Source organism: Bacteroides sp. MSK.20.82, from assembly GCF_019052485.1.
Classification (GTDB): Bacteria; Bacteroidota; Bacteroidia; order Bacteroidales; family Bacteroidaceae; genus Bacteroides; species Bacteroides thetaiotaomicron.
Genome location: NZ_JAHQUN010000003.1, coordinates 141,070 through 166,935 on the forward strand (window position 1 = coordinate 141,070; position 25,866 = coordinate 166,935).

Genomic DNA, 25,866 nt, shown 5'->3' on the forward strand with positions numbered 1-25,866 from the left:
TATTTTAGCAAGAATCGTCAAATGAATAAACTGCATTTCGGCTGGAAGGGTATAAATTAAAGAGATTCTTAACCAATAATTATGTTTTTTTTGTATTTTTGCTACCCGCAATATAATTATGTGTAAAATGTGGCGAAGAACAATAACCTTTCTCTTAAGTCTTTTATCTATGGTGATGGCGGAAGCCACTAATCATTATTTTAAGCATTTGGGAGTATCTGATGGATTATCTCAGGTGTGTATCCCATCAATTTATCAGGATGAGTTAGGGGCAGTCTGGCTGGGAACTACTGAGGGACTGAATAGATACAACGGTAAGGATGTAAAAGTATTCCAGCCTTCGGAAAGTAATCATGGACTGACTAATAATGAGATTAACGAATTATGTGGAGATAAAAACGGAAGAATGTATATTCGTTCGGGAAACGATCTGATTAAACTGGATATTTATACGGAGCAATTCACTTGTTTGCGACAGAAAGGTGTGTATGGACTGTTTTGTAAGAAAGATACACTTTGGGTGAGTTGTGCAGACGGCATTTATTATTATACGGGACAGGGTACAGAGCTGACATTCTTTGCTCGTGTGCAGAAAGGTTTTGTGGGGAGAGCACTCTATGTAGACAAAGAGACTGTATGGGTGGTTACCAGAAAATACTTGGTCGCAATATCACGTGAAGACCCTCTTCGGCAAGAGATTTTACTTACCCTTGATAAGGGCAATTGTATTTTAGGCGATAGTTCCGGAAATATATGGGTGGGAGCTTGGAACGGCTTGTACCGTATTTCTCCCAATCGGGAGACAACCGCTTATGTTAGTCATTCGGGAATGGGTGAATTATCCGATAATCAGGTCCGATGCGTGCTGGAAGATGATTTTAAGCATATTTGGGTAGGTACGTTCAAGGGAATCGATTGTTACGATCCGATTACTGATACGTGGAGTCATTATACGCGTTATGGAAGTTCTTCAAATTCTTTAAGCCATACTTCTATTCTCTCTCTTCATAAAGATATGCAAGGTAATATTTGGGTCGGGACTTATTATGGAGGAGTGAATGTATTCAATCCCGATAAGAATAATCATAGCTTTTATTGTGCCGAACCTTTACGTGAAGACTGCCTCAGCTTTCCGGTAGTTGGTAAAATGACTGAAGATAGTGCAGGAAATGTGTGGATCTGTACTGAAGGTGGAGGGCTGAATTGTTATCATGGGGATACTGGCGTTTTCTCCCGATATATGTATCATAAAGGAGATCAGGGGACATTAGGGAGTAATAATGTCAAGTCGGTCTTTTATAGAAAGGAGAATAATCGATTGTATGCAGGGACTCATATAGGAGGATTGTTTGTTCTGGATTTAAAATCGAACAAGGGACACACTCTCCATCATGTTACCGGTGACCCTGCTTCGTTGCCTCATGAGATTGTGAACGATATTCAGGAGTATAAGGATGGCATTGCGATGTTGACACAAGGTGGTCCGGTGTTTTTTGATCCGGTGACCGAGAAATTCTCACCGCTTACGGATGATCCGTCTGTTCAGAAATTGATCAGTCGGGAATATGCTTTTGAAACGTTTCTGATCGATAGCCGGCAGCGTATGTGGCTTGCTGTTGGTGGCGGAGGGATAGTGTGCGTCAATTTATCTTCTTCAAAAGTGACTCAATATTTGGCGGATAGCGAGAAAGACACGTTGACGGTAGGAAGATACAAAACCGTGCATATTTTTGAAGATAATAAAGGAGATATTTATTTTAGTACGATTGGCGCGGGGATATTCAAGTATCAGGAGAAACAGGATACTTTCAAGTCTTACGGAACTACCAATGGAGTACTTCCGAGTAATTATTGTTATTATATCTGCGAGTCTGCCAGGGATAATTGTCTGCTCGTTTTGCATGGGAAAGGGCTTTCTATCTTTGATCGTGAAAAAGAGGTTACAGAAGAGACTTATCACTTGTTTCGTCAGACTTATAATTTGGGGTCCGCTTTATATCGAAGCAAAAATGGGATTATTTATATCAGTGGTACCAATGGATTGGCTATGTTTCAAGAGCGGTCCTTTTATGAATCTCAGGTCAAAAGCTTCTTGAATTTTGATAAATTGTTTATTTTCAATGACGAAATAGCTCCTGGTGATGAGTCCGGCATCCTGACTGAGATATTGGCGAAAACATCGGATATCTTTTTAAGCTATCAACAGAATAACGTAACAGTGGAATTTGCTACTTTTAATTATAATAGTGACCGTAATCGTTTGTTTGAATATTATCTGGATGGCTTCGATAAGGTGTGGACCCAGACTTCGGGCACTACGGTTACTTACACCAATCTGCCTCCCGGAGATTATACGCTCAAAGTCCGTTCGATGGAAAATAAGGAGAGTTTGAAAGATGCAATCTGCTTGAATATACATGTTTCCGCTCCTTTTTATGCTACCATATGGGCATATCTGTTTTATGTCCTTTGTCTGACTGCATTGATGGTCGCATTTGTTCGTTTTAAAACACGGCAGGCGGCTCTGAGGTCTTCATTGGAGTTTGAGCGAAAAGAAAAAGAGAGGATTGAAGAACTCAATCAAGTAAAATTGCGCTTCTTTACTAATATTTCTCATGAATTTCGTACTCCATTAACGCTTATTCTGGGGCAAATTGAAGTATTGATGCAAATGGATTTGGGCACAACCATTTATAATCGTATTCAGCGTATATATAAAAACGCCTGGCATATGCGGAATTTGATCTCCGAGTTGCTCGATTTTCGCAAACAGGAGCAGGGTTATTTGAAACTCAGGGTCGAAGAACAGAATTTGGTTACTTTTACTCGTCAGATTTATATGTGTTTTTATGAATATGCACAAAAAAAGGAGATCACATATCGCTTTGATTCTGTAGAAGAAACGATTTCTGTCTGGTTTGATCCAATACAGTTACAGAAAGTTATTTTTAATTTATTGTCGAATGCTTTTAAGTATACATCCAATAAGGGAAATATAACTGTAGAAGTAAGGAAAGTTGCTTCACAGGCCGTAGTTTCAGTGTGTGATACGGGTATTGGGATTCCGGTTGAACATATTTCGAAGATATTCGACCGGTTCTATCAGACGGATAATGCCTCTTCTTCCTCCTCCTTTACTTTGGGGACAGGCATCGGATTGGCGTTGGCAAAAGGAATTATGAATATGCATCATGGAAAGATTGAGGTAGAAAGTACTGTTGGTGAGGGTACTAAGTTTATCTTGTCTCTGCCTCTGGGAAACCGGCATTTCAGTGATGAAGAGATGGCTGTGACGGAAGGTCGGGAGTCACTGATTATTCCGGAAACTTCTGTATCTTCTTATGGACAGTTGATGGCGGAAGAGATAAAAGAATCTGAATCGCAGAAAAATATAGATGAGGAAGATAAGCCTACGATTCTTTTGGTAGATGATAATACCGAATTATTGTCCATGCTGGAAGATATATTCTTACCGATGTATAATGTATATACTGCGTGTAATGGACGCGAGGGACTGGAGATGGCGCAACAGATACAACCGGATCTGATAGTAAGTGATGTGATTATGCCTGAGATGTCAGGCAAGGACTTGTGTTATAAAATCAAGACTAATGTAGAGCTTTCTCATATTTCTGTCGTTCTGTTGACAGCACAGACTTCTGTGGAATATGTTGTAGAAGGTTTGATGTTCGGAGCGGATGATTATATAACGAAGCCGTTCAATATAAAGGTATTGGTGGCCCGTTGCAATAACTTGATAAAAAACAAGAAGCGTCTGATTGCACATTATGCGGGTAAGGTCATTACGGAATCTCCTGTAGCGGAAGCTATTAACGAGAAAGATAAAGAACTGCTGACGAAATGTGTAAATATTGTCAGAGAGAATTTTGAGAACCCTGATTTTGATGTTACTGCGCTTGCTTCAGAATTGTGTATGGGACGCAGCAAATTATATATGCAGTTTAAACAAATGACCGGGTTGACTCCGAATAAGTTCATCTTGAAAGTGAAGCTGGATGAAGCTATGTCTTTGCTGACAGATCATCCGGAACTAAATATAACAGAGATTTCCGTTCGGCTCGGCTTTTCTTCTCCCCGTTATTTCAGCAAATCCTTTAAAGCCTTCTTCGGAATTGCTCCGCAAGGAGTCAGGAGTAGGAAGGAGTAGTTGTTTCATAACCTGACTTCTCAAGTATTAATATCTGGCATATCAGCTATTAATATCCGACAATTCAGTTGTTAATACCTGATATGTCAGCTGTTAATACCTGACAAACCAGGTATTAGTCCCCCCAATGTCCGCCTATAGGTTGCTATACGTTGGATAACATCATTTGTGCAGAAAAAGAAGGGCGATGTATCCAAATCTTCCATTATAGGTGACCAAATCTTCCATGTGGATGCAGAAATGTTCTTTTTGCAAAATTTGTGTTTATAGATGTCATGTAGGTCTCCTATTTTTGCAATGCTTTCATTCTGTTTTAATACATAGAATCAAAGACAATAAAATAAGTATGAAAAACACAATAATTTATCGCATGAAAAGCAGATTAATAACATTACTTTTATTATTGATTACTGTCAGTTCTGTAACGTTTGCTCAAGAAGCAAAGAAGGAAATTCCTTTGAAATATGGAGCTACAAATGAAGGTAAACGGCAAGACCCTGCCATGCAGAAGTTCCGTGACAACCGTCTGGGTGCTTTCATCCACTGGGGACTGTATGCTATCCCCGGGGGAGAATGGAACGGAAAAGTATATGGCGGAGCTGCCGAATGGTTGAAAAGCTGGGCAAAAGTACCTGCTGATGAATGGCTGAAACTGATGGATCAATGGAACCCTACGAAATTCGATGCGAAGAAATGGGCAAAGATGGCCAAAGAAATGGGTACTAAGTATGTCAAGATTACAACGAAACATCATGAAGGTTTCTGTCTGTGGCCTAGTAAGTATACTAAATATACTGTAGCAAATACCCCGTATAAGCGTGATATATTAGGCGAGTTGGTGAAAGCCTATAATGACGAAGGAATTGATGTACACTTCTATTTTTCAGTGATGGACTGGAGTAATCCGGATTATCGTTATGATATAAAATCAAAAGAAGATAGCATCGCCTTCAGCCGTTTCCTGGAATTTACCGACAATCAACTGAAAGAACTGGCAACACGTTACCCGACCGTTAAAGACTTCTGGTTTGATGGTACGTGGGATGCCAGCATTAAAAAGAATGGTTGGTGGACAGCTCATGCAGAGCAAATGTTGAAGGAACTCGTTCCGGGTGTTGCCATCAATAGCCGCTTGCGTGCTGATGACAAAGGAAAGCGTCATTTTGATAGCAATGGTCGTCTGATGGGTGACTACGAATCCGGCTACGAACGCCGCTTGCCCGATCCGGTGAAAGATCTCAAAGTTACACAGTGGGACTGGGAAGCCTGTATGACTATACCCGAAAATCAATGGGGATATCACAAAGACTGGTCATTGAGCTATGTGAAAACTCCGATTGAAGTCATTGACCGCATTGTACACGCTGTTTCCATGGGTGGAAACATGGTTGTCAACTTCGGGCCTCAGGCAGATGGTGATTTTCGTCCCGAAGAGAAAGCAATGGCTACAGCGATTGGTAAGTGGATGAATCGTTACGGAAAAGCTGTTTATGCTTGCGATTATGCCGGATTTGAAAAACAAGACTGGGGATATTATACACGTGGTAAAAACGATGAAGTTTATATGGTAGTATTCAATCAGCCTTATAGTGAACGGTTGATTGTAAAGACTCCGAAAGGCATTACAGTAGAAAAAGCCACTTTGCTGACTACCGGTGAAGATATCACTGTTGTTGAGACAACCCGCAATGAATATAACGTATCTGTTCCTAAAAAGAATCCGGGTGAACCTTATGTAATTCAGCTTAAAGTTCGTGCAGCTAAAGGAACAAAAAGTATTTATCGAGATGCTTTAACATAAATGATAAAGAAACGATTCTATGAAGTTTAAATATATACTCATTTTATCAGCGCTTATCGGGCAGATTCTTTCACTCTCTGCCCGGGAAGTGACCTCTTTCAATGAAGGATGGCTATTCAAACGCGGGCCTTTTTCACAGGACCCGGTGAAGGTCGCTGCTCAATGGAATGCGGACTGGGAAACTGTAAACTTGCCTCATACCTGGAACGCTAAAGATATGCAGGTAAAAGCTGATGCTTTCTATGAAGGAGTTGGTTATTACAGGAAAACACAATTCTTTGGCAATGACTTGAAAGGGAAGCGTGTATTTCTTCGCTTTGAAGGTGTGGGCGCCAACACAGAAGTGTATGTCAACGGTAAACTTGTCGGAATGCATCGGGGAGCATACAGCGCCTTTGCTTTTGAAATTGGAACCGCATTGAAACTGGGAGCTGAGAATGAGATAATGGTAAAGGCGGATAATGCTTCACGTCCTGATGTGATTCCGGTAAATCACAATCTTTTTGGGGTTTACGGAGGTATCTATCGTCCGGTATGGCTGATTATTACTGAACAGAATAACATTACAGTTACCGATTGTGCCTCTCCGGGTGTGTATATTACTCAAAAGAATGTATCGAAACGCTCTGCCGATATCACAGTGAAAGTGAAGCTGGACAATGGAAGTCTTACTCCTGCTGACTTGGTACTCGAAAATACCATTTATACGCAGAATGGCAAGAAGGTCACTTCCCATCGCCTTCCTTTGGTACTCACTCCGCAGGGAACACAGACTTACATTTCTACCTTCAAACTGAATAAACCGCATCTGTGGCAGGGACGTAAGGACCCTTATTTATATAAGGTTATTTCCCGCTTACTGGCGGACGGAAAAGTAATTGATGAGGTGGTACAGCCATTGGGTGTTCGTAGATATGAGATTGTGGCAGGCAAAGGTTTCTACTTGAATGGTGAGAAATACCCGATGTATGGGGTAACCCGTCATCAGGACTGGTGGGGACTGGGTAGTGCGCTTACCAACAAAGAACATGATTTCGACTTGGCTCAGATTATGGATATCGGAGCAACTACTGTCCGTTTCGCCCACTATCAACAGTCGGATTACCTGTATTCCCGTTGCGATTCTTTGGGATTGGTCATCTGGGCAGAGATTCCTTTTGTGAATCGGGTGACGGGATATGAAGCCGAAAATGCACAGTCTCAGCTTCGTGAACTGATTCGTCAAAGTTTCAATCACCCTTCCATTTATGTATGGGGATTGCACAATGAAGTATACCAGCCTCACGAATATACGGCAGGACTGACACAAACTCTGCATAACCTGGCCAAGACAGAGGACCCTGACCGCTACACTGTATCTGTAAATGGTTATGGCCATGCAGAGCATCCGGTCAATCAAAATGCGGATATTCAGGGAATGAACCGCTACTTCGGATGGTATGAGAAAAAGTTGCAGGATATCGAGCCTTGGGTAAAAGGGCTGGAGGAGAAATACCCGTGGCAGAAACTGATGTTGACGGAATATGGTGCTGATGCAAATCTGGACCATCAGACAGAATATCTGGGTGATGCTCTGAACTGGGGAAAGTCTTTCTATCCGGAAACTTTTCAGACCAAGACGCATGAATACCAATGGAGTGTCATTGCAAAGCATCCCTATATCATCGCTTCTTATCTTTGGAATATGTTTGACTTTGGTGTACCGATGTGGAGCCGTGGCGGTGTACCTGCCCGTAACTTGAAGGGGTTGATCACTTTTGACCGGAAAATCAAAAAGGACTCCTATTACTGGTATAAAGCTAACTGGAGCAAAGATCCCGTACTCTACCTGACCCAGCGTCGCAACATCGACCGCGAACGAAAACATACTTCTGTCACTGTTTATTCTAACATAGGTACACCGCAAGTGTATCTTAATGGAAAAGAACTGACGGGTATACGCCAAGGCTACACGGATGTGCACTATGTCTTGGCTGATGTAACCTTGGAACAAGGTAAGAATACAATTAAAACCGTTGCAACATATAATGGAAAAGAATACACTGACGAGATTGAATGGAACTATACCGGCGAAAAGAAGCGAAGTGCCGATTGGAGTGAAAACAAAGAAGAGCACGCAGGTTGGTAATCGGAGACGTTTCTGTATGTAATCTGAAAAATGTTGAATCTAAAATATAAAAGCCTATGAATGAAATGAGAAAGAATCTCTTTTAAATGGAAAACAAGTATTTATCATTAACTAATCTAATAATTTATGAAAATTGAAAAGTTTTATTTGTTTCTGCTAGCTTGCTTTGTCGCGATAGGAGCATATTCGCAAGATGGGCAACAGAAAATGACTGGTGATGAAAAGAGTCAGCAGCAAAGTGATGCAAAAGTTAAGATTACCGGGCAGGTCTTTGATGAGAGCGGTGAAGGAATACCTGGAGCGAATGTTACTCTTAAAAGTAATCCCACCAGTGGAACTGTCACAGATCTGGATGGTAAGTTTATTTTGATGGCTTCTCCTCAAAAGGATGTGCTGGTAGTCAGCTTTATTGGATATAACACACAAGAATTTCCACTGAAAGGGAAAACAAACGTTACCATCCAACTCTCACAAAACGTAAATGAACTGGATGCGGTGGAAATTGTGGCATTCGGAACACAAAAGAAGGAGAGTGTGATTGGTTCTATCACTACACTTTCGCCAAAGAGCCTGAGAGTGCCGAGCAGTAATATGACAACTGCATTGGCAGGTCAGGTAGCCGGTATTATTTCTTATCAGACATCAGGAGAGCCGGGTGCGGACGATGCTAGCTTTTTTGTACGTGGTATCGCATCTTTTGGATTTAACACCAGTCCTTTGATTCTGATTGATAACATTGAATCTACAAGTACGGACTTAGGGCGTTTGAATCCCGATGATATCGAAAGTTTTTCAATCATGAAAGATGCCATGGCAACGGCCCTTTACGGTTCGAGAGGAGCTAATGGAGTCGTTCTAGTAAAGACAAAAGAGGGAGAGAGAGGAAAAACTAAGTTTGATGTAAGAATAGAGGGAAGTAATTCTCGTCCGACCAGTAATATTGAGTTGGCAGACCCTGTCACTTACATGAAATTGCATAATGAAGCCATCTTAACACGTGATCCTTCCGCCCCTGTCATGTATAGTGATGATAAAATAGACAGAACCGTTCCGGGATCTGGTTCTATCATTTATCCTACAAATGACTGGAGAAGGCAACTAATGAAGAACTCGACCTGGAATGGAAGAGCCAACATGAGCATCAGTGGCGGAGGAAATTCGGCTACGTATTACGTGTCTCTGCGATATACCAAAGACCAGGGTTTGCTCAACGTAGACGGCAAGAACAACTTCAACAACAATATCAATCTTCAGACTTATCAGATGAGGGCTAATGTCAACATCAATGTGACAAAAACGACCCAGGTAAGAGTAAACTTAAGTGGAATCTTTGACACTTATGAAGGTCCTATTTATTCGGGATCGGATATTTATAAGATGGTAATGAAGTCTAATCCTGTACTTTTTCCCGCTGTATATCCTACCGATGAACAACATAAATATATCAAACACATTCTTTTTGGAAACAGCGATGACGGAAGTTATCTTAACCCGTATGCTGAAATGGTAAAAGGATATAAGGAATATGAGAATACGACTCTTCTTGCTACATTAGGTGTTACGCAGGACTTGAACTTTATCACTAAAGGTTTGAAATTTGAAGGTTTCTTCAACGTTTCTCGTAAATCATATTACGGTCAGACCAGACAATATAAGCCATATTACTATGCTTTAAGTTCTTATGATTTCATGACAGAGAAATATTCTATCGAAAACATCAATCCTGACTCCGGAACGGAATACCTTGATTTTAGTCCCGGTGACAAGACTGTCAACAATGTAATGACAATCGAAACGAGAACCAGTTATAATCAGACTTTCGGTGATCATTCCGTAGGTGGTCTTATCGTTACTCAGTATATCGACAGTAAGAATCCAAACTACAAAACTTTGCAGGAGAGCTTGCCTTCAAGAAATATGGGTGTGTCGGGACGTTTTACTTATGCCTATAGTGACCGCTATTTCACGGAGTTCAATTTTGGATACAATGCTTCCGAACGCTTTGATAAGAAACACAGATGGGGATTCTTTCCGTCCGTCGGTGGTGGCTGGATGATTTCGAACGAACCATTCTTCCAACCGCTCAGTTCAAAAATTACGAAATTGAAACTAAGAGCCTTATACGGTTTGGTGGGAAATGATAAGATTGGCAGAGTCGATGAACGTTTCTTATATCTGTCTAATGTGAATATGAATGCAGGTGGAGCATCTTTCGGGTATGAAAACAAATATAGCAGACCGGGCGTAAATGTTTCACGTTATGCTAATCCTGCCATTGGATGGGAAAAATCCCGTAAAGCTAATTTCGCATTGGAAGCTTCTTTCTACGGATTTGACCTGATAGCTGAATATTTCACAGAACATCGTACTGACATATTACAGAAAAGAGCCAGTATTCCAAGCGTAATGGGATATCAGGCAGACGTATATGCTAACATTGGCGAGACCAAAGGACACGGTGTGGATCTTGATTTAAAGTATCAAAAGAACCTTAACAAAAACGCTTTTTTGATAGTACGCGGAAACTTAACCTATGCGCATAGTGAATATCTGAAATATGAAGATAACACGTATGATAAGGAATGGTGGAAATACAAAATAGGCTACTCGCCCAACCAGAAGTGGGGATACATTGCGGAAGGGCTATTTATAGACGATGCGGAAGTGGCCAACTCTCCTGTACAGTTTGGTGATTATAAAGCCGGAGATATCAAATACCGGGATATGAATGGAGATGGAGTAATTAATTCATTGGATCAAGTTCCTATTGGACATCCGACTAGTCCGGAAATCAACTATGGCTTTGGATCAACATTTAGCTATAAAGGTTTTGACATCAATTTCCAGTTCCACGGCTCGGCGCAGTCTTCTTTCTGGATTGATTATGATAAGATGTCTCCATTCTTTAAAGATTCGAAGATGTCTCAGAAAACTAATAATCAACTAGTGAAATTTATTGCAAATAGCTATTGGTCGGAAAGTAACCGCAATCGTTATGCAACATGGCCCAGATTGTCAACCACTTCTGTTGCCAACAATAAAGAACTGAGTACATGGTTCATGAGAGACGGTTCCTTCTTACGACTGAAATTGGTTGAACTGGGATATACAGTACCTCAAAAAATTGTGAGCAAATGGGGTATGTCCAATCTGAGGCTCTATATGTCTTCTACCAATCTTTTTGTTTTGAGTAAGTTCAAGGATTGGGATGTGGAATTGGCAGGTAATGGTCTTAATTATCCGTTACAACGTGTATTCAATATTGGTGTAAATGTAAGTTTCTAAAAAGAATGGTTATGAAAAAAATCAAAATATGTATATTGTCATGTTTGTCGGTGTTTATATTGACATCATGTGAACTGAATATCGTCCCGGATAACATACCGACCATTGAAGACCATGCTTTCGCCTTGAGAAAAGAAGCGGAAAAAGTCTTGTTTACTTGCTACAGGTATATGCCTAGTGACGGAAGTCTCAAAAATAATGTAGCTTTGCTTGGTGCCGGTGATTTTTGTATTTCCGATGTTTTCCGGAGCTATTTGGGAACCAGCGCCTGGTATATAGCCCAAGGATTGCAAAAGTCCGATTCACCATATTGTGCTCAATGGGGACATTTATATGAGGGAATTGCTTATTGTAATATTCTGATTGAGAATATACATACTACACCGGATATGGATGATAGCGAGAAAAACAGATGGATCGGTGAAGTGGAATTTTTGAAAGCTTATTATCATTTCTATCTGATCAGGATGTATGGACCGATTCCTATTATGGATCGATATGTTCCGGTAAGTAGTAGTACGGAGGAAATGCATCCTTATCGGGAGACATTGGACAGTTGTTTCAATTATGTGACAGAAACTTTGGACAAGGTGATTGCTAATCCGGATGTTCCGGCTAAAATAGAGAATGAAGCTGAAGAACTGGGACGAGTGACCGTAGGTATGGCTAAAGCATTGAAAGCGAAAGTTCTGGTAACCGCTGCAAGTCCATTGTTCAATGGAAATATGGATTATGAGGTAATTGCAGATAATAGAGGTGTGAAAATCTTTAATCCGGTTAAAACGGAAGAGGAGAAGAAGCAGAAATGGGTAAAGGCTGCCGAAGCGTGTAAAGAAGCCATTACTTATCTCGAAGATTTGGGATTCGGTTTATATTATTTTGATGATCCCACTGTGGTCATGACAGAGTCCGACAAGCTGATGATGAATTTGCGAGGTGCTGTCACTGAGAAGTGGAACAAAGAAGTGGTATGGGCAAACTCTCAGTCATGGGTCGGTTCGGGTTCTTATGACAACTATCAGATACAGGCAATGCCGCGTGACTTGGTTCCCGGCAGAAATGCTAAGAATGCTACGAACAGAACCAATCTGGGTGTTTCTCTTGGACTGACTAACTCATTTTATACTAAACATGGGGTTCCTATAGAAGAAGATAAGACATGGGATTATGCTAATAGATTTGAAGTGCAGGCTCCCACGCCGGTGGAAGCTGAGCCCGGATATGAGAATACTATTATGCTGAATTATAAAACGGGAACAGTCAAATTGAATCTGGAACGTGAACACAGATATTATGCCAGCTTAGGCTTTGACGGCGGTATTTGGTTCGGACAAGGAAAGACGGGACTTTCGGGCTTGTATTCGGTGAATGCGCGTAAAGGAGGAAATGTGTCTCCCATTCCGGCAGATCACTCTCAGAACCTGACTGGTATTTGGCCTAAGAAAGTGGTTAACTACAAGACGGTCATGTCCGATGCGGCTTCCGGATTTACATCGGTCACTTATCCGTTCCCTGTTATCCGTATGGCTGATTTGTATTTGATGTATGCCGAAGCTTTAAATGAAAAAGGAGAGGATTATGCTACGGTATTGCCATGGATCGATATGGTGAGAGAACGTTCGGGACTTCAAGGCGTAAAAGAAAGTTGGGACCAATATGTAGGAAACAGCAAGTATGCTACTCAGACTGGTCTACGACAAATCATCATGCAGGAGCGTCGTATTGAGTTAGCATTTGAAGGACATTATTTTTGGGATGTCCGTCGGTGGAAAACTGCGACAACAGAATTGACACAGCCATTGACCGGTTGGAAAGTCCGTTATGGAGAAACTGATGTAGATTATTATAGTGAGAACTTAGTGCTTGTCCGGGATTTCACTCCCAAAATGTATTTCTGGCCTATTGATATCGGTGAGTTGAGAAAAGATCCTAACTTAGTTCAAAATTATGGTTGGTAAGTAATTAAAGTGACATTTGATTTATGAAAAAGATAATATACAGTAGCCTTTTAGTACTAGCCATCACATTGCTGCCTAGTGCTTGCGATAACGATAGTGATATGAATTCTCCCCATGGAAGTACGACTCCGCCTGAACAGGTAGTATTGAATGGTGTCAAAAATCTGCCGGGAAAGTCTATAATCTATTTTACACGGCCCAGTGATAAGAATTTTCTTTATATGAAGGCTGTATATATGACAGAGATAGGAGAACGTTCGACCAATGCTTCGTATTTTGCCGACTCTGTAGTGGTGGAAGGATTTGAAAAAGCTGGTGAATATAATGTGAAGTTGTATTCTGTAAGTCCGGGTGAAGCCTATTCTGAACCTCTGGAAGTAAAAATAAATCCGGAAGAGCCGCCTTATATCACTGCTTATAAGGAGATGGAAATAAAACCGGATTTTGCCGGTATCCGGATAAAGACATCCAACACCAGCAATGAGACTCTTACTTTTTATGTGTACCGGAAGGATGCTACTGGAAAATGGACGGAAGCCGGAGCTTTATATACCAAAAAGCAAGAGATTAATGAGCCCATACGTGGTATGGAAGCCGTTCCTTCAGAATTTAGTGTGGTGGTGAAGGATAGGTGGGGACATCTTTCTGAAAGTAAGGAGATATCTCTGACTCCATATTATGAAGAGGAAGTAGATAAGAAAAAAATGGGATACTTGGCCATTGGCGAATACAAAGGTTATCTGGCACCGAATGCTAATACCCCAAAGAATCTGTATGACGGAATTATTGGAAGCAATAATACTTTTATGACCCTCACAACGGCGGGATATGATTTTACCAAGCCGAGTTCGGTGACACTGGACTTAGGGAAGAAGTTTAAGCTCAGCCGTATGATTGTCTATGGAAGAAGAAATGGAACTGATTATTCATCTATATTTGACGGTCTGTATCCGAAAGAAATAGAAATTTGGGGACGAAATGATAATAATGTAACCAAGTTTGATCCGGAAAATGATGAAGGATGGGTACGGTTATATCAAGGAGTATTGCCCAGAGCCGACGGTTCTGTTATTCCGGCGGCTATTGTCCCGTTAACTGATGCTGATAAGGAACTGGCAAGAGACGGCAATGAACTCGAATTTTCCGTAGATCTGGATGCATATAGATATGTGACGTTTGTTTGTATCAAGAATTATAATGTAGGAACATCTCGTATCAATGTGGCAGAACTTACTTTCTTTGGAACACCGGAGGATAAAATAATACAGTAATCGCTATATAAAAGACAAATATTATGAAGAAATTTATATTTATATCAGTCAGCATCTTGATATTTTGTTCCATTATATCTTGCGAGTCAATGGATGCGACTTATAAGGACTTTGTTAAGGATGGTCCAATCATGTATCTTACACGATTATCGAAAGATTCAATAACCGTGCGTAATGGGTGGGAAAGAGTGTTGATTTCATTTCCGATAGTGAAAGACGGGAGATCTACAAAGATTGCTCTTGCATTGAATCAAAGTGATACTGTCAGATATGAGTTGGCCAAAAATAAGAGGACGGATATTCTTTTAGAGAATATGCGGGAGGGGTCTATCATTTTTTCCGCCTGGCTGGAAGATGATGAGTTGAATAAATCATTGGCTACAGACTTTACAGGAACCATTTATGGGACACAGTACCAGAGCTATCTGTTAAATCGTTCCATTGTTTCTAAGAGTATGCAGAGTGGTAATCTGGTCATCAAATATTCCATGTTGCTGGACAGCACATTAGTGGCATCCAGGCTAACTTGGAACAAGGGAGGAGAAGAAACAACAAAAATTTCTTATTATAATAAGGAAGGACAGGACGTTTTAGAAGATTTTACAGGCGATTCTTTTATAATGGAAACCTTGTATGCTCCGCAGGAAAACGTATTGGATAAAATCTGGTCGAAACCTGTTAAATATACGAAGTAGCCTGAGTGGTCGGCCTGATTGTATTTTAAGGATGAGAAGGTGTGTCAAAAGTAACTAAGCTCTCCTCCTTCAAGAAGGGAATTTAGTTACTTTTGACATACCCCCTTATTCTCCAAATGATAAACATGCATATATGAAAATGATACATTATAAAATCATAATTCTATTATTGCTGGCATGGAGTCCTTGGGATTTGGTTTTACCTTGTCCCTCTATTTGTACGTCTGCCTTGCAGAATGATGATTTTGATATTCTAATGAAGAAGATTCGGGATGGGGTTGCAGAAAATCCGAATATTGATAAAGCTCTGGAACTGTATGATGACGTCCAAGGATGTTTTATAGATATAGATTATGCCCGCCGGGATCGTACTAACTGGATGCCACTTATTCATGTGGATCGGTTGTATGACTTTGTATTTGCTTATACTCATCCAAAGAATTCCTATTATCAGAATGAAGATTTGTATCATAAGATAGTAAAGGGCTTGGAGTATTGGCATCATCGTAATCCACATTGTAATAACTGGTGGTATAATCAGATTGCCGAGCCGCAGAAACTCGGTATTCTGCTTATTCAGATGCGTGTTGGTAAAAGGCAGATTCCGGAAGTATTGGAGACAAAGGTCTTGCAACGTATGCGGAAGGACGGCGGACATCCTGCCAGATGGACTGGAGCCAACCGGACGGATATTGCTTTACATTGGATTTATAGAGCTTGCCTTCAGAAGAATGATGTTGACTTGAAAACGGCTGTTGAGAATGTTTATAGTCCTCTATCATATACTGTGAAAGAAGGATTTCAGCATGACAACAGCTATTTTCAGCATGGCGTGCAGCTTTATATCGGTGGTTATGGAGACGAAATACTGAAAGGAGTAACACAGGTAGCTCTATATACTAAAGGAACGAAATATGCATTGGATGATGAGAGAATACAATTTCTGAGGCATTTTATGTGCGGCACTTATTATCAGGTTATACGTGGACAATACATGCTTTTCGATGTATTGGGAAGAGGAGTGAGCCGTAATAATGCTACCCAAAAGAGTCATGCCGCCTTGTTTGCCAAACGAATGCTGGAGCTCGACCCGGCACATATTGATGAATACAATGCGATTATAGCCAGATTGGAAGGCAAGAAGTCCGCCAACTATGGAATAAAGCCGTTACACACTCATTATTTCAGAGGAGACTATGCTCTTCATGTCCGTCCCCACTATACATTTGACGTTCGTATGGTTTCCAATCGTACCATGCGATGCGAATATGGGAATGGTGAAAATCTGAAAACCTATTTTATGTCCGACGGATGTACAAACATCGTGACCGAAGGGGACGAGTACGCCCGCATCTTTCCGGTATGGAACTGGAATCGTATTCCTGGAGTGACTGCTCCTCAACTGGATACCATTCCACGAACTGTAATTGATTGGCAAACGAAGGGAACTTCCGTATTTGCAGGAGGAGTCTCTGATAGTCTTTATGGCGTATCTGTTTATTCATATCTTGATACCTATGCTGATATAAATACCGCAGCTAAAAAGTCCTGGTTCTTTTTCGATGATGAAATCATTTGTTTGGGAGCGGGGGTTAATTCGACAGCCGGTGTACCGGTATGTACTACTATCAATCAATGTTTGCTTTCGAAAAAGGAGGTCATATTGTCACAAAGTAAGAAGCAGTCGATGGTGAAAGAAGGAGATTTCGTCTATGATTCTCCCGAATGGGTATTGCACAATGGAATTGGTTATGTCTTTCCCGCCGGCGGAAATCTCTTTTTGAGCAAGAAGATACAGACGGGATCGTGGTACAGCATTAATCATACTGAATCTAAAAATGAGCAGCAGCAAGAGGTCTTTACTTTGGGATTTAATCATGGTTGTAATCCTCGGAATGCTACCTATGCCTATATCGTGGTGCCTGGGATTCATTCTGCCCGCAAGATGAATAACTACAGGAAGAGTCCCGTCGAAATTCTGGCGAATACGGATTCTATGCAGATAGTGAGGCATACGAAATTGGGAATATGGCAAATGGTATTTTATAAAGAGGGTACATTCCGTAACGGAGAGCTTTCTGTAAGTGTGGATAAAGCCTGTGCATTGATGATTAAGGATGGACACAGTGGTAATGCCGAACTGCATATTGCTGATCCTGGGCAGACACAATCTTGTATTAAAGTTGAATTGCTGATTCCTGAAATATCCAGCGAGCGAAAGACTGTTTTATGTGATTTTAGAAATACCGGTATCTATGCCGGTGCATCCAAAGCATATAAATTAAAAAATATATTATGAAGAAATTACTTTTGATTCTTTTTCTAAGCATAGCTTATTTATGCACGACACATGCACAATCGTTTACTAAACTCGAAGTGAAGCAATCGATGCGTAGGGTAGCCGATTGGCAGATCGGTCATTACAACAGAGCTGTTTATGGTGATCTCAACTGGGTGAATGCCACCTTTTTCCTGGGACTTGCTTATTGGGCAGAGATCGCCGAGAAGGACGATCAGGATGACTTCTATTATAAATGGCTGACCCGCCTGGGAAGTCGTAACTATTGGCAGGTAGATAAACGGATGTATCATGCAGATGATATTTGTATTGCTCAAACCTATCTGTATCTGTACGAAAAGTACAAGCAAAAGGACATGATTGTTCCTACTCTGGCGCGTACGGAGTGGGTGGTCGCCAATCCTCCTTCGGGTTCGTTTCAGTTGACTTACGGAGATGCCACGACATTAGAACACTGGACTTGGTGTGATGCTCTTTTCATGGCACCCCCCGTTTATCTGAAACTCTATAATATCACTGGTGATAAGAAATTCATTCGCTTTATGGATAAAGAGTACAAAGCGACTTACGAGTTCCTGTTCGATAAAGAAGAAAATCTCTTCTACCGTGACCACCGTTATTTTGATATGAAAGAGAGTAATGGTGCCAAAGTCTTTTGGGGACGGGGCAATGGCTGGGTGCTTGGCGGACTGGTAGAAATGCTACGTGAACTGCCTGCCAAGAGCAAATATCGTCCGTTCTATCAGGAACTGTTTCAGAAACTCTGTTACCGCATCGCTAATTTACAGAGCAGCGACGGGTTCTGGCGTGCAAGTCTGCTCGATCCGGACGCTTATCCATCACCAGAAACAAGCTGTAGCGGTTTCTTCGTATATGCCCTTGCCTATGGACTGAACGAGGGACTTTTACCAAAGGAAAAGTTCCTGCCTGTAGTAGAGAAAGGATGGAAAGCACTGCTTTCTGCGGTAGAAGAAGACGGTAAACTAGGATATGTACAACCTATCGGTGCCGACCCAAAGAAAGTGACCCGCAATATGACAGAAGTATACGGACCGGGTGCTTTCCTGCTTGCCGGAACGGAAATGTATCGTATGGCAGAAGACGCTCCGAAACAGAATGCTACTATCCCGCAGAACCGTATTCAGGAAATTGCAGCTATGCTTCCCGATCGACCGCAGGGGATAGGAAGGTCTTATAAAGACCGAACTTTCTGGAATAAGATAAAAGAGAGTGACGACGCTAAACAACTTCTGGAAAAGGAAGCTCCTGCTTTGTTAAAGCAGGGGATGCCCCCTTTTGTCGATTCACTGTACCTGCATTTGAATAAGACGAACGTTCGTTTGCCCGGAGAGAATATGATGAATGCCCGTTATCAATATCTGTACAGGCTGACTTTGGCTGAATGCCTTGAAAATAAGAGGCGTTATGTCCCTGCCATCGAAAAAGCTCTGGTGGCTCTTTGCAGTCAGAAGCCTTGGTCTATTCCTGCCCACGACCGCGGTCTGAAGAATTATAAAGGAACGGATTATTATGTAGACTTGGTGGTTGCTACTGCCGGAAACGGTATTGCTCAGTGTGTTACCATGCTGGACGATCGTCTGTCGCCGGAGGTAAGGGCACGGGTGCAGTGTGCTTTCCGTGAGAAGGTTTTCCGTCCGGTCTACCGTTGTCTGGAAGAGACAAAACCATTTTGGTGGTTCACCGCTACCAATAACTGGAACTCTGTGTGTCTGGCGGGTGTTACCGGTGCGGCTCTTGCCTTGTTGCCCGATAAGGAGGAACGTGCTTACTTTGTTGCGGCAGCCGAAAAGTATAACGTGTATGGAATGAAGGGGTACGCTGACGACGGCTACTGTAGTGAAGGTGTAGGTTATTATAATTATGGTTTCTGTGCCTACATTCTGTTGCGTGAAGAAGTATACCGGGCAACGCAGGGAAAGATCGACTTCTTTCAGACTCCCAAGTTTGTCCGTATCGCCCGGTATGGGAAGAAGATACAGATGAATGAAGGAGTGTGCCCCGCCTATTCGGATTGTCGCATCGGTTTGTCACCGGACAAGTTTATTCTCAGTTACTGCGACCGGGCGCTGGGTATTACTTCTGCAGAAGAACAGCCTGTTTTACCCAAAGGAAACAACTTGTCCCTTCACCTTCTCGAACTTTTCACAAGCCGGGTTGCAAAGGTTGGAATGACAGACGGAATCCGTCAGGTATTGCAGGAAGAGTCGGATGCTTTGCGCGCTTATTATGAGCAGGCAGGTATTTTGATTGCTCGTCCTGCCGGTGGAACTTCCTGTCGTCTGGCCATATCCGCTAAGGGCGGAACCAATGCGGAGAATCATAACCACAATGATGTCGGTTCTTATGCCGTAGCTTTGGGAAGTGAAACGATGGTTGGCGATCAGGGCGGTCCGAACTCCTATCCCGGAGATTATTTTAACGGAGACGCTCCTCAGAAATATAAGATAAAAGGATCATTCGGCCATCCGGTTCCTGTAGTAGACGGACGAACACAGTCCTCGGGCGGGAAAGCGAAAGGTGTTGTGCTACAGAAAGAATTTACGAACGAAAAAGATGTATTCAGTATTAACTATACCTCTGCTTATTCCACCCCCAATTTGGATAAGCTCATTCGTACTTTCGTTTACGACCGTCAGGGCAAAGGCAGCTTTACGGTCGGCGATGAATTTACAGCGAAAACACCGATCCGATTCGAAACAGCCATAACGACACGAGCCGACTGGAAAATCCTGGACGATACACATCTTCTGCTGGCTACTGATTCCGAACAGATGATTGTAGCTATTGAGGCATCCGGTAAAGTGGCGTTTACTTCCGAAACGATTGAAGTGAACTCTCCGGCATATACACGTATCGGGATTGCATTGAAAAATCAGTCGAAGGAAGGATATATCCGATTGAAGATGTACACAAAATAAGTCTGTGTATTAGATATATGAAGTATTTATAGGGCATATATGCCCAGCGTGCAGGACATATATGTCCAACGTGCAGGAGATAGTTACCCTGCACATTGGCTATATATGTCCTGCAATCAGATTATAGTTGCCCTGCAAACGGGGGAAGAAGGTACTATCTTTATCTTCTTGTTTTTATTCTTGCTACTTTCGCTTAAACTGTCTATTTTTGAGGCTGCATTTCCATACTTGAATACGAGTACCTCATTATTAATAGAATAAAACAATGAAAAACAGGTTTCTGATCATATGCACAGTTTTGTTTCTCTCCTCTTGTTTGGCGTATGGACAAGAGCAAGTATCTGTAACAAATGACTTTTCTGAAAATAAACAAGGTTGTATTCAGCATCCCTGGCAAGGCAAGAAAGTAGGATACATCGGAGATTCCATCACAGACCCGAATTGCTACGGTGATAATATAAAGAAGTACTGGGACTTTCTGAAAGAATGGCTGGGGATCACTCCTTTTGTTTACGGCATTAGTGGAAGGCAGTGGGATGATGTACCCCGTCAGGCGGAAAAGCTGAAGAAAGAACATGGCGGAGAAGTCGATGCTATCCTGGTTTTTATGGGGACAAACGATTATAATAGTAGTGTGCCTATCGGTGAGTGGTTTACGGAACAAGAAGAGCAAGTGCTGTCTGCTCACGGTGAGATGAAGAAGATGGTGACGCGGAAAAAGCGTACGCCTGTCATGACTCAAGACACTTATAGAGGTCGTATTAATATAGGAATCACTCAACTGAAGAAACTTTTCCCGGATAAGCAGATCGTTCTGCTGACTCCTTTGCATCGTTCGTTGGCTAACTTCGGCGATAAGAATGTCCAGCCGGATGAAAGCTATCAGAATGGTTGCGGAGAATATATAGATGCTTATGTGCAGGCTATTAAGGAGGCAGGAAATATATGGGGAATACCTGTCATAGACTTTAATGCAGTGACAGGTATGAATCCGATGGTTGAAGAGCAGCTTATTTATTTCTATGATGCCGGCTATGACCGTTTGCATCCCGACACCAAAGGGCAGGAGCGTATGGCACGCACTTTGATGTATCAGTTACTTGCGTTACCGGCAACTTTTTAAATATTCGGTAGGTGACATTCCGTACTCGTCTTTAAAGCATTGGCGATAGTAAGAAACATTGTTGAAACCTGTCATGTAGGCGGCTTCCGAGATATTGTATGTTCCTGTTAGCAGCAATTGCAAACTGTTCTTGAGTCTTACTTTACGGATAAATTCATTGGCGGATATCCCGGTCAATGCTTTCACTTTCCGGTAGAAGGTGGAATGGCTCATTCCTATTTTGCTTGTCATGAAAGGAATATCAAGTTCTGCATCCAGATTTTCTTCGATGATGTGAGTTAGTTTTTCAAGAAACTCTCTGTCGAGTTTGTTGAGTTCTATAGGTTCCATAGGCTCCTGTAAGGCTTTGGGTTCTAGCTCCTGTGTATGGGCTGTTATTTGCTGTGCCAGTTTCTTGCGGGATTCCAGTAGATTATGGATACGGCTGTTAAGTAATTTGGCACTGAACGGTTTTGTTAGATAAGAATCGGCTCCACTATCGTAACCTTCTTCTTTGTCCTGAATGGAATCTTTGGCTGTCAGCAGGATTACAGGGATATGACTGGTGCGCATATCTTCCTTTATGGAGCGACAGAGCTCAATACCATCCATGACAGGCATCATGATGTCACTGATAATAATATTGGGAATATATTTCTGTGCCAGTTCCCATCCTTCCTTACCATTGATGGCGGTTATGACTTGATAATTAGCGTGAAAGGAAGAAGCGATGTATTCACGGATATCATCGTTATCCTCTACTGCGAGTATGATAGGGCGGGTATCTGTTTCTTCTTTGCTATCCTCCGTGTCTACATCATTTTCTGTCATATTGAGTGGCTCTTCTCCCTCTTCTTTGTGTAAGGCATCAGGATATGTGTTCTCAGTCAGGATGCGGAAAGTAAAAGACGTTCCTTTTCCGGTTTCGCTTTTTACGTTTAAAATACCTTGATGGAGCTCTGCCAGTGATTTTACCAGTGCGAGTCCGATACCGGTTCCGGATGCTTGATGCTTGCCTTTGGCTTGATAGTAGCGATCGAATATATGTGGAAGGGCTTCGGAGTCTATTCCATATCCGGTGTCGCTGACTTCTATTTCTGTGTATAAATTATTCTCCTCGGTGATAGTGCGAAGTGCAAGTCTGATATCACCTTCTGGTGTATATTTTATAGCATTGGATAGCAGATTATTAACGATACTCGTAATCATGTCTGTATCAAAATAGAGTTGGGTCTTCTCTGTTTCAATATCAATGTGGAATGTTACTTTTTTGTTTTGATTCAGTTCCTTATAGCGTAATCCAATTTCAGTGATCAGATTGGCAAGATTACTTTTGCTGACTGTTAATTGTCGGTTTTGAGTTTCGGTTTTACGAAACTCAAGTAACTCGTTAATCAGGTTTAACAGGCGAATAGCACTGCTATGGATGATGCTGATCTTTTGATTATAACGTGGAGACAGATCGGGGTCGTTCAGCAAATCTTCCAAAGGGCCCAGAATCAGTGTCAATGGAGTCCGTAGTTCATGAGTGACATTGGTATAGAATCGTAGCCGTTCATTGTTTAGTTCTTGTTTGTTCTGGCTGTTTTTCCTTTCCAGTTCAAGAGAGCTTTCCAGGTTTAACTTGCGTTTATAGGTGCGGAGAGATAAATATATGGCGATGCATATAATAATGAAATAAAACAGTTTGGCATACCATGTAAGCCAAAAGGGAGGGTGGATATGTACTGTCATGGAGGCGATATGCCCTTCATCCCAATCCTGATTTTTCAGTTTCGCTTTTACTTTGAAAGTATATTCTCCGGGAGCAATATTACGGAATGTAACCTGATTCTCTCCTTGGGTGTTGGCCCATACATTTTCTAATCCTTCTATCATATAGGCATATTCTACCAGCTGGCTTTGAGAGTAGTCGGGGACTGTGAATGAGATTCGGAAAGAATTCTGATTATAAGGCAAATCAATGTTTCCGTTAGTTGTAGGAATTAAAACTCCGGCGTTGTGGCTTTCTATCTGTCTGTTGAATCCTTTACATTCGGTAATTTGTACGGGAGCTACCTGATGTTCGGTTATCAGTTCTTTAGGATCAAAGTAACAGACTCCGTTTAATGAGCCAAAATAAAGTATTCCGTCTTCGGTGGAGCAGGCTGATCCTTCTATAAAGTTACCTGCCGGTATGCCATCGTGATGATTATAGTTTTCGAATAATTGTTTTTTCGAATTCCAGCGAGAAATGCCGTCATTGGTACTTATCCAGATATTGCCTGCTTTATCTTCCTGAATGGCGCGGACAAAATTATCATCCAGACCATGTCTGGAGTTATATACTTCAAAGCGCTCCGGTTGGGTCGTATCTTTAATGCAGGCAATGCCATCACGTGTTGCCACCCATATTTGTCCTTTGTGATTCATAAAAAAATGGTTGATTGAGTTGGAGCAAAAGCCATTTTCCGCGGTGAGCCGAGTGATAAGTTTATTGTTTTTATCGAAGACGGAGATACCTCCTCCATAGGTTCCAATCCATAACTTCCCTTGTCGGTCACGGAGGATACCATAAACGGAACGGGCAGTAAGCTGGCTTGTAATTTCTTCTTCTGTAATAGCTATACCGTTCTTATACATATATATACCATATTCGGCACCTATCAGCATAGTTCCGTCAATATCTTCGTAAAACGTAAGAATATCAATGTTGTTCATGTTTAAAGGAACACGCGTGATCTGATTACCAGATCTATCCAGTTTCAATAATCCATCATCATAAATTCCTAAAAAGAAATTTTGCTTTTGATCACTTCGGAGTGAGAATACTTGTCCGTAGGGCCTGCTCAAGAAAGAGGCTATATTTAGTGTTTCCCTTAACTGATAGTTCTTAAAAATAGCTATTTCATTTTCACTGCCCACCCATACCTGATCTTCCTTATCTGTGTAGATTCCCCACACTGGCTTGTTTTTTAATGTTCTTCCCTTTTCAGTTGTATAAGGAAGTGTGTGAAAGGTTGGTTTAGTATGGCTTATGAAATTGATGCCGCTGCTGTAGTTGCCAATCCATATATTGCCGAATGAGTCTTGTAGCAGGCTTCTTATATTACCGGATGAGAGTCCATTTTCATCGTTCGAAGCAGTAATATTGGTGAATCTTACGCTTTTGGGATTCATGAAAGTAATATTGTGTAAATCAAGTATGCTAATTCCTCCAATGTCAGCTCCTATCCATAATGTTCCGTCATTCATTTCTTTGATACAATAAATATGGTCCGCTATCAGAGAATGAGGGTTGCCGAACTCATGTTTGAAAGTGATGAACTCTTCTGTTTGAGTATTGAATAAGGCAAGTCCTTGGTTGGTTCCCACCCATGTGTTGCCGGAGTGATCTACGTAAATGCAATATATACTGTTGCCCGGAAGGCTTTTGGGATTTAGTGGGTCGTTATGATAATTCCTGCAAGTTCTGTTTTTTATATCAATAATGCTTAATCCTCCTTGTGCGTGTCCTATATATAGATTGCCTTTCCCGTCGTCAAAAGAACACCAGCTTGAGTCATACAGATCTTTGATATTCTTATATGAAAAGGAGGTGAATTGTCTGGTTTGTTTGTCGAAATATATAGTTCCTCCATAATGATTGGTAATCCATATACCTTTATTATCTGTAGAATGTGCCAGCGCAACAACATTGGTAGCTATACTGTCTGCGATGTGATTTGTAAATCTGTAAGTCGAACAATCCAGTTTACTCAGTCCATTCTTAAGTCCGATCCATAAGGCGTTTTCTTCTTCATCATATAGCAGGGTATTTAGTGCATTACTGCTGATTTCTGAATTGTTATCCTTGTAGGTAGTAAAGTTGCGTCCGTCAAACCGGCTCAATCCGGATTCTGTTGCGATCCAGATATATCCTTGTTTATCTTGTGTGATGTTCGTCACATAATTGTTGGATAATCCGTCTTCTACTCCAAGATGTTTAAGTAGATAAGGCTGTGCATAGCTGTTGTAAAAACCAAGCAATATGTAAGCAATGAGTATAAAGTACTTTTTTTGCATATACATTGTAATAGAGGTAATCTTTAAGACAAAAATACAATAAAAAATGGAAAAAGCTAACTGCATATACGTTGGATGAAGAACAAAATGGGAAATGGCTTTATTGAAGTGCTTAGTGGGTATGGCGCTGATAACTAGTGCTTTGATGTGGAGTGCAGTGAATCGTTCATGTCGAT

General features: G+C 41.5%; 11 protein-coding genes. 10 read left to right on the top strand and 1 reads right to left on the bottom strand.

Annotated elements, in window-relative coordinates; all coding sequences use genetic code 11:
- The first annotated feature begins 127 nt into the window (after positions 1 to 127).
- The 10 genes from KTR07_RS04745 (at position 128) to KTR07_RS04790 (ending at position 21,667) form a co-directional block, all read left to right on the top strand.
- A complete protein-coding gene (locus tag KTR07_RS04745; protein WP_254306542.1) occupies positions 128 to 4,168 on the top strand; it encodes an ATP-binding protein in 4,041 nt (1,346 codons plus the stop codon).
- 370 nt (positions 4,169 to 4,538) lie between these two features.
- Positions 4,539 to 5,969, top strand: coding sequence for an alpha-L-fucosidase (locus tag KTR07_RS04750; protein ID WP_032814131.1), 1,431 nt, complete (start codon positions 4,539 to 4,541; stop codon positions 5,967 to 5,969).
- 19 nt (positions 5,970 to 5,988) lie between these two features.
- Complete coding sequence (locus KTR07_RS04755; protein WP_117981753.1) at positions 5,989 to 8,097, top strand: glycoside hydrolase family 2 protein; 2,109 nt, start codon at positions 5,989 to 5,991, stop codon at positions 8,095 to 8,097.
- Positions 8,098 to 8,223: 126 nt separating this feature from the next.
- Positions 8,224 to 11,382, top strand: a complete 3,159-nt coding sequence (locus KTR07_RS04760) for a TonB-dependent receptor (RefSeq protein ID WP_217315216.1) — start codon at positions 8,224 to 8,226, stop codon at positions 11,380 to 11,382.
- A gap of 11 nt (positions 11,383 to 11,393) precedes the next feature.
- Entirely contained in the window at positions 11,394 to 13,340 is a 1,947-nt protein-coding gene (locus KTR07_RS04765; RefSeq protein ID WP_008767254.1) for a RagB/SusD family nutrient uptake outer membrane protein, read from the top strand.
- Positions 13,341 to 13,363: 23 nt separating this feature from the next.
- On the top strand, positions 13,364 to 14,611 hold the full coding sequence (locus KTR07_RS04770; protein WP_217315218.1) for a DUF5126 domain-containing protein: 1,248 nt from the start codon (positions 13,364 to 13,366) through the stop codon (positions 14,609 to 14,611).
- A 23-nt stretch (positions 14,612 to 14,634) separates the two neighbouring features.
- The gene (locus tag KTR07_RS04775; RefSeq protein WP_008767252.1) at positions 14,635 to 15,306 is read left to right on the top strand and encodes a DUF4998 domain-containing protein; all 672 of its coding nucleotides are present in this window, start codon (positions 14,635 to 14,637) and stop codon (positions 15,304 to 15,306) included.
- A gap of 139 nt (positions 15,307 to 15,445) precedes the next feature.
- On the top strand, positions 15,446 to 17,605 hold the full coding sequence (locus KTR07_RS04780; protein ID WP_181981987.1) for a polysaccharide lyase 8 family protein: 2,160 nt from the start codon (positions 15,446 to 15,448) through the stop codon (positions 17,603 to 17,605).
- A complete protein-coding gene (locus KTR07_RS04785) occupies positions 17,602 to 20,544 on the top strand; it encodes a glycoside hydrolase family 88 protein (protein WP_113748046.1) in 2,943 nt (980 codons plus the stop codon). Before KTR07_RS04780 ends, KTR07_RS04785 begins: the two co-directional genes overlap by 4 nt.
- Before the next feature lie 265 nt (positions 20,545 to 20,809).
- Complete coding sequence (locus KTR07_RS04790; protein ID WP_113748047.1) at positions 20,810 to 21,667, top strand: SGNH/GDSL hydrolase family protein; 858 nt, start codon at positions 20,810 to 20,812, stop codon at positions 21,665 to 21,667.
- On the opposite strand, the gene KTR07_RS04795 is transcribed toward KTR07_RS04790, so the two are convergent.
- Positions 21,650 to 25,690 carry a two-component regulator propeller domain-containing protein gene (locus tag KTR07_RS04795; protein ID WP_165938084.1) on the bottom strand — a complete coding sequence of 1,347 codons (4,041 nt, stop codon included), beginning with the start codon at positions 25,688 to 25,690 and terminating at the stop codon, positions 21,650 to 21,652. The genes KTR07_RS04790 and KTR07_RS04795 overlap by 18 nt on opposite strands.
- Positions 25,691 to 25,866: the final 176 nt, after the last annotated feature.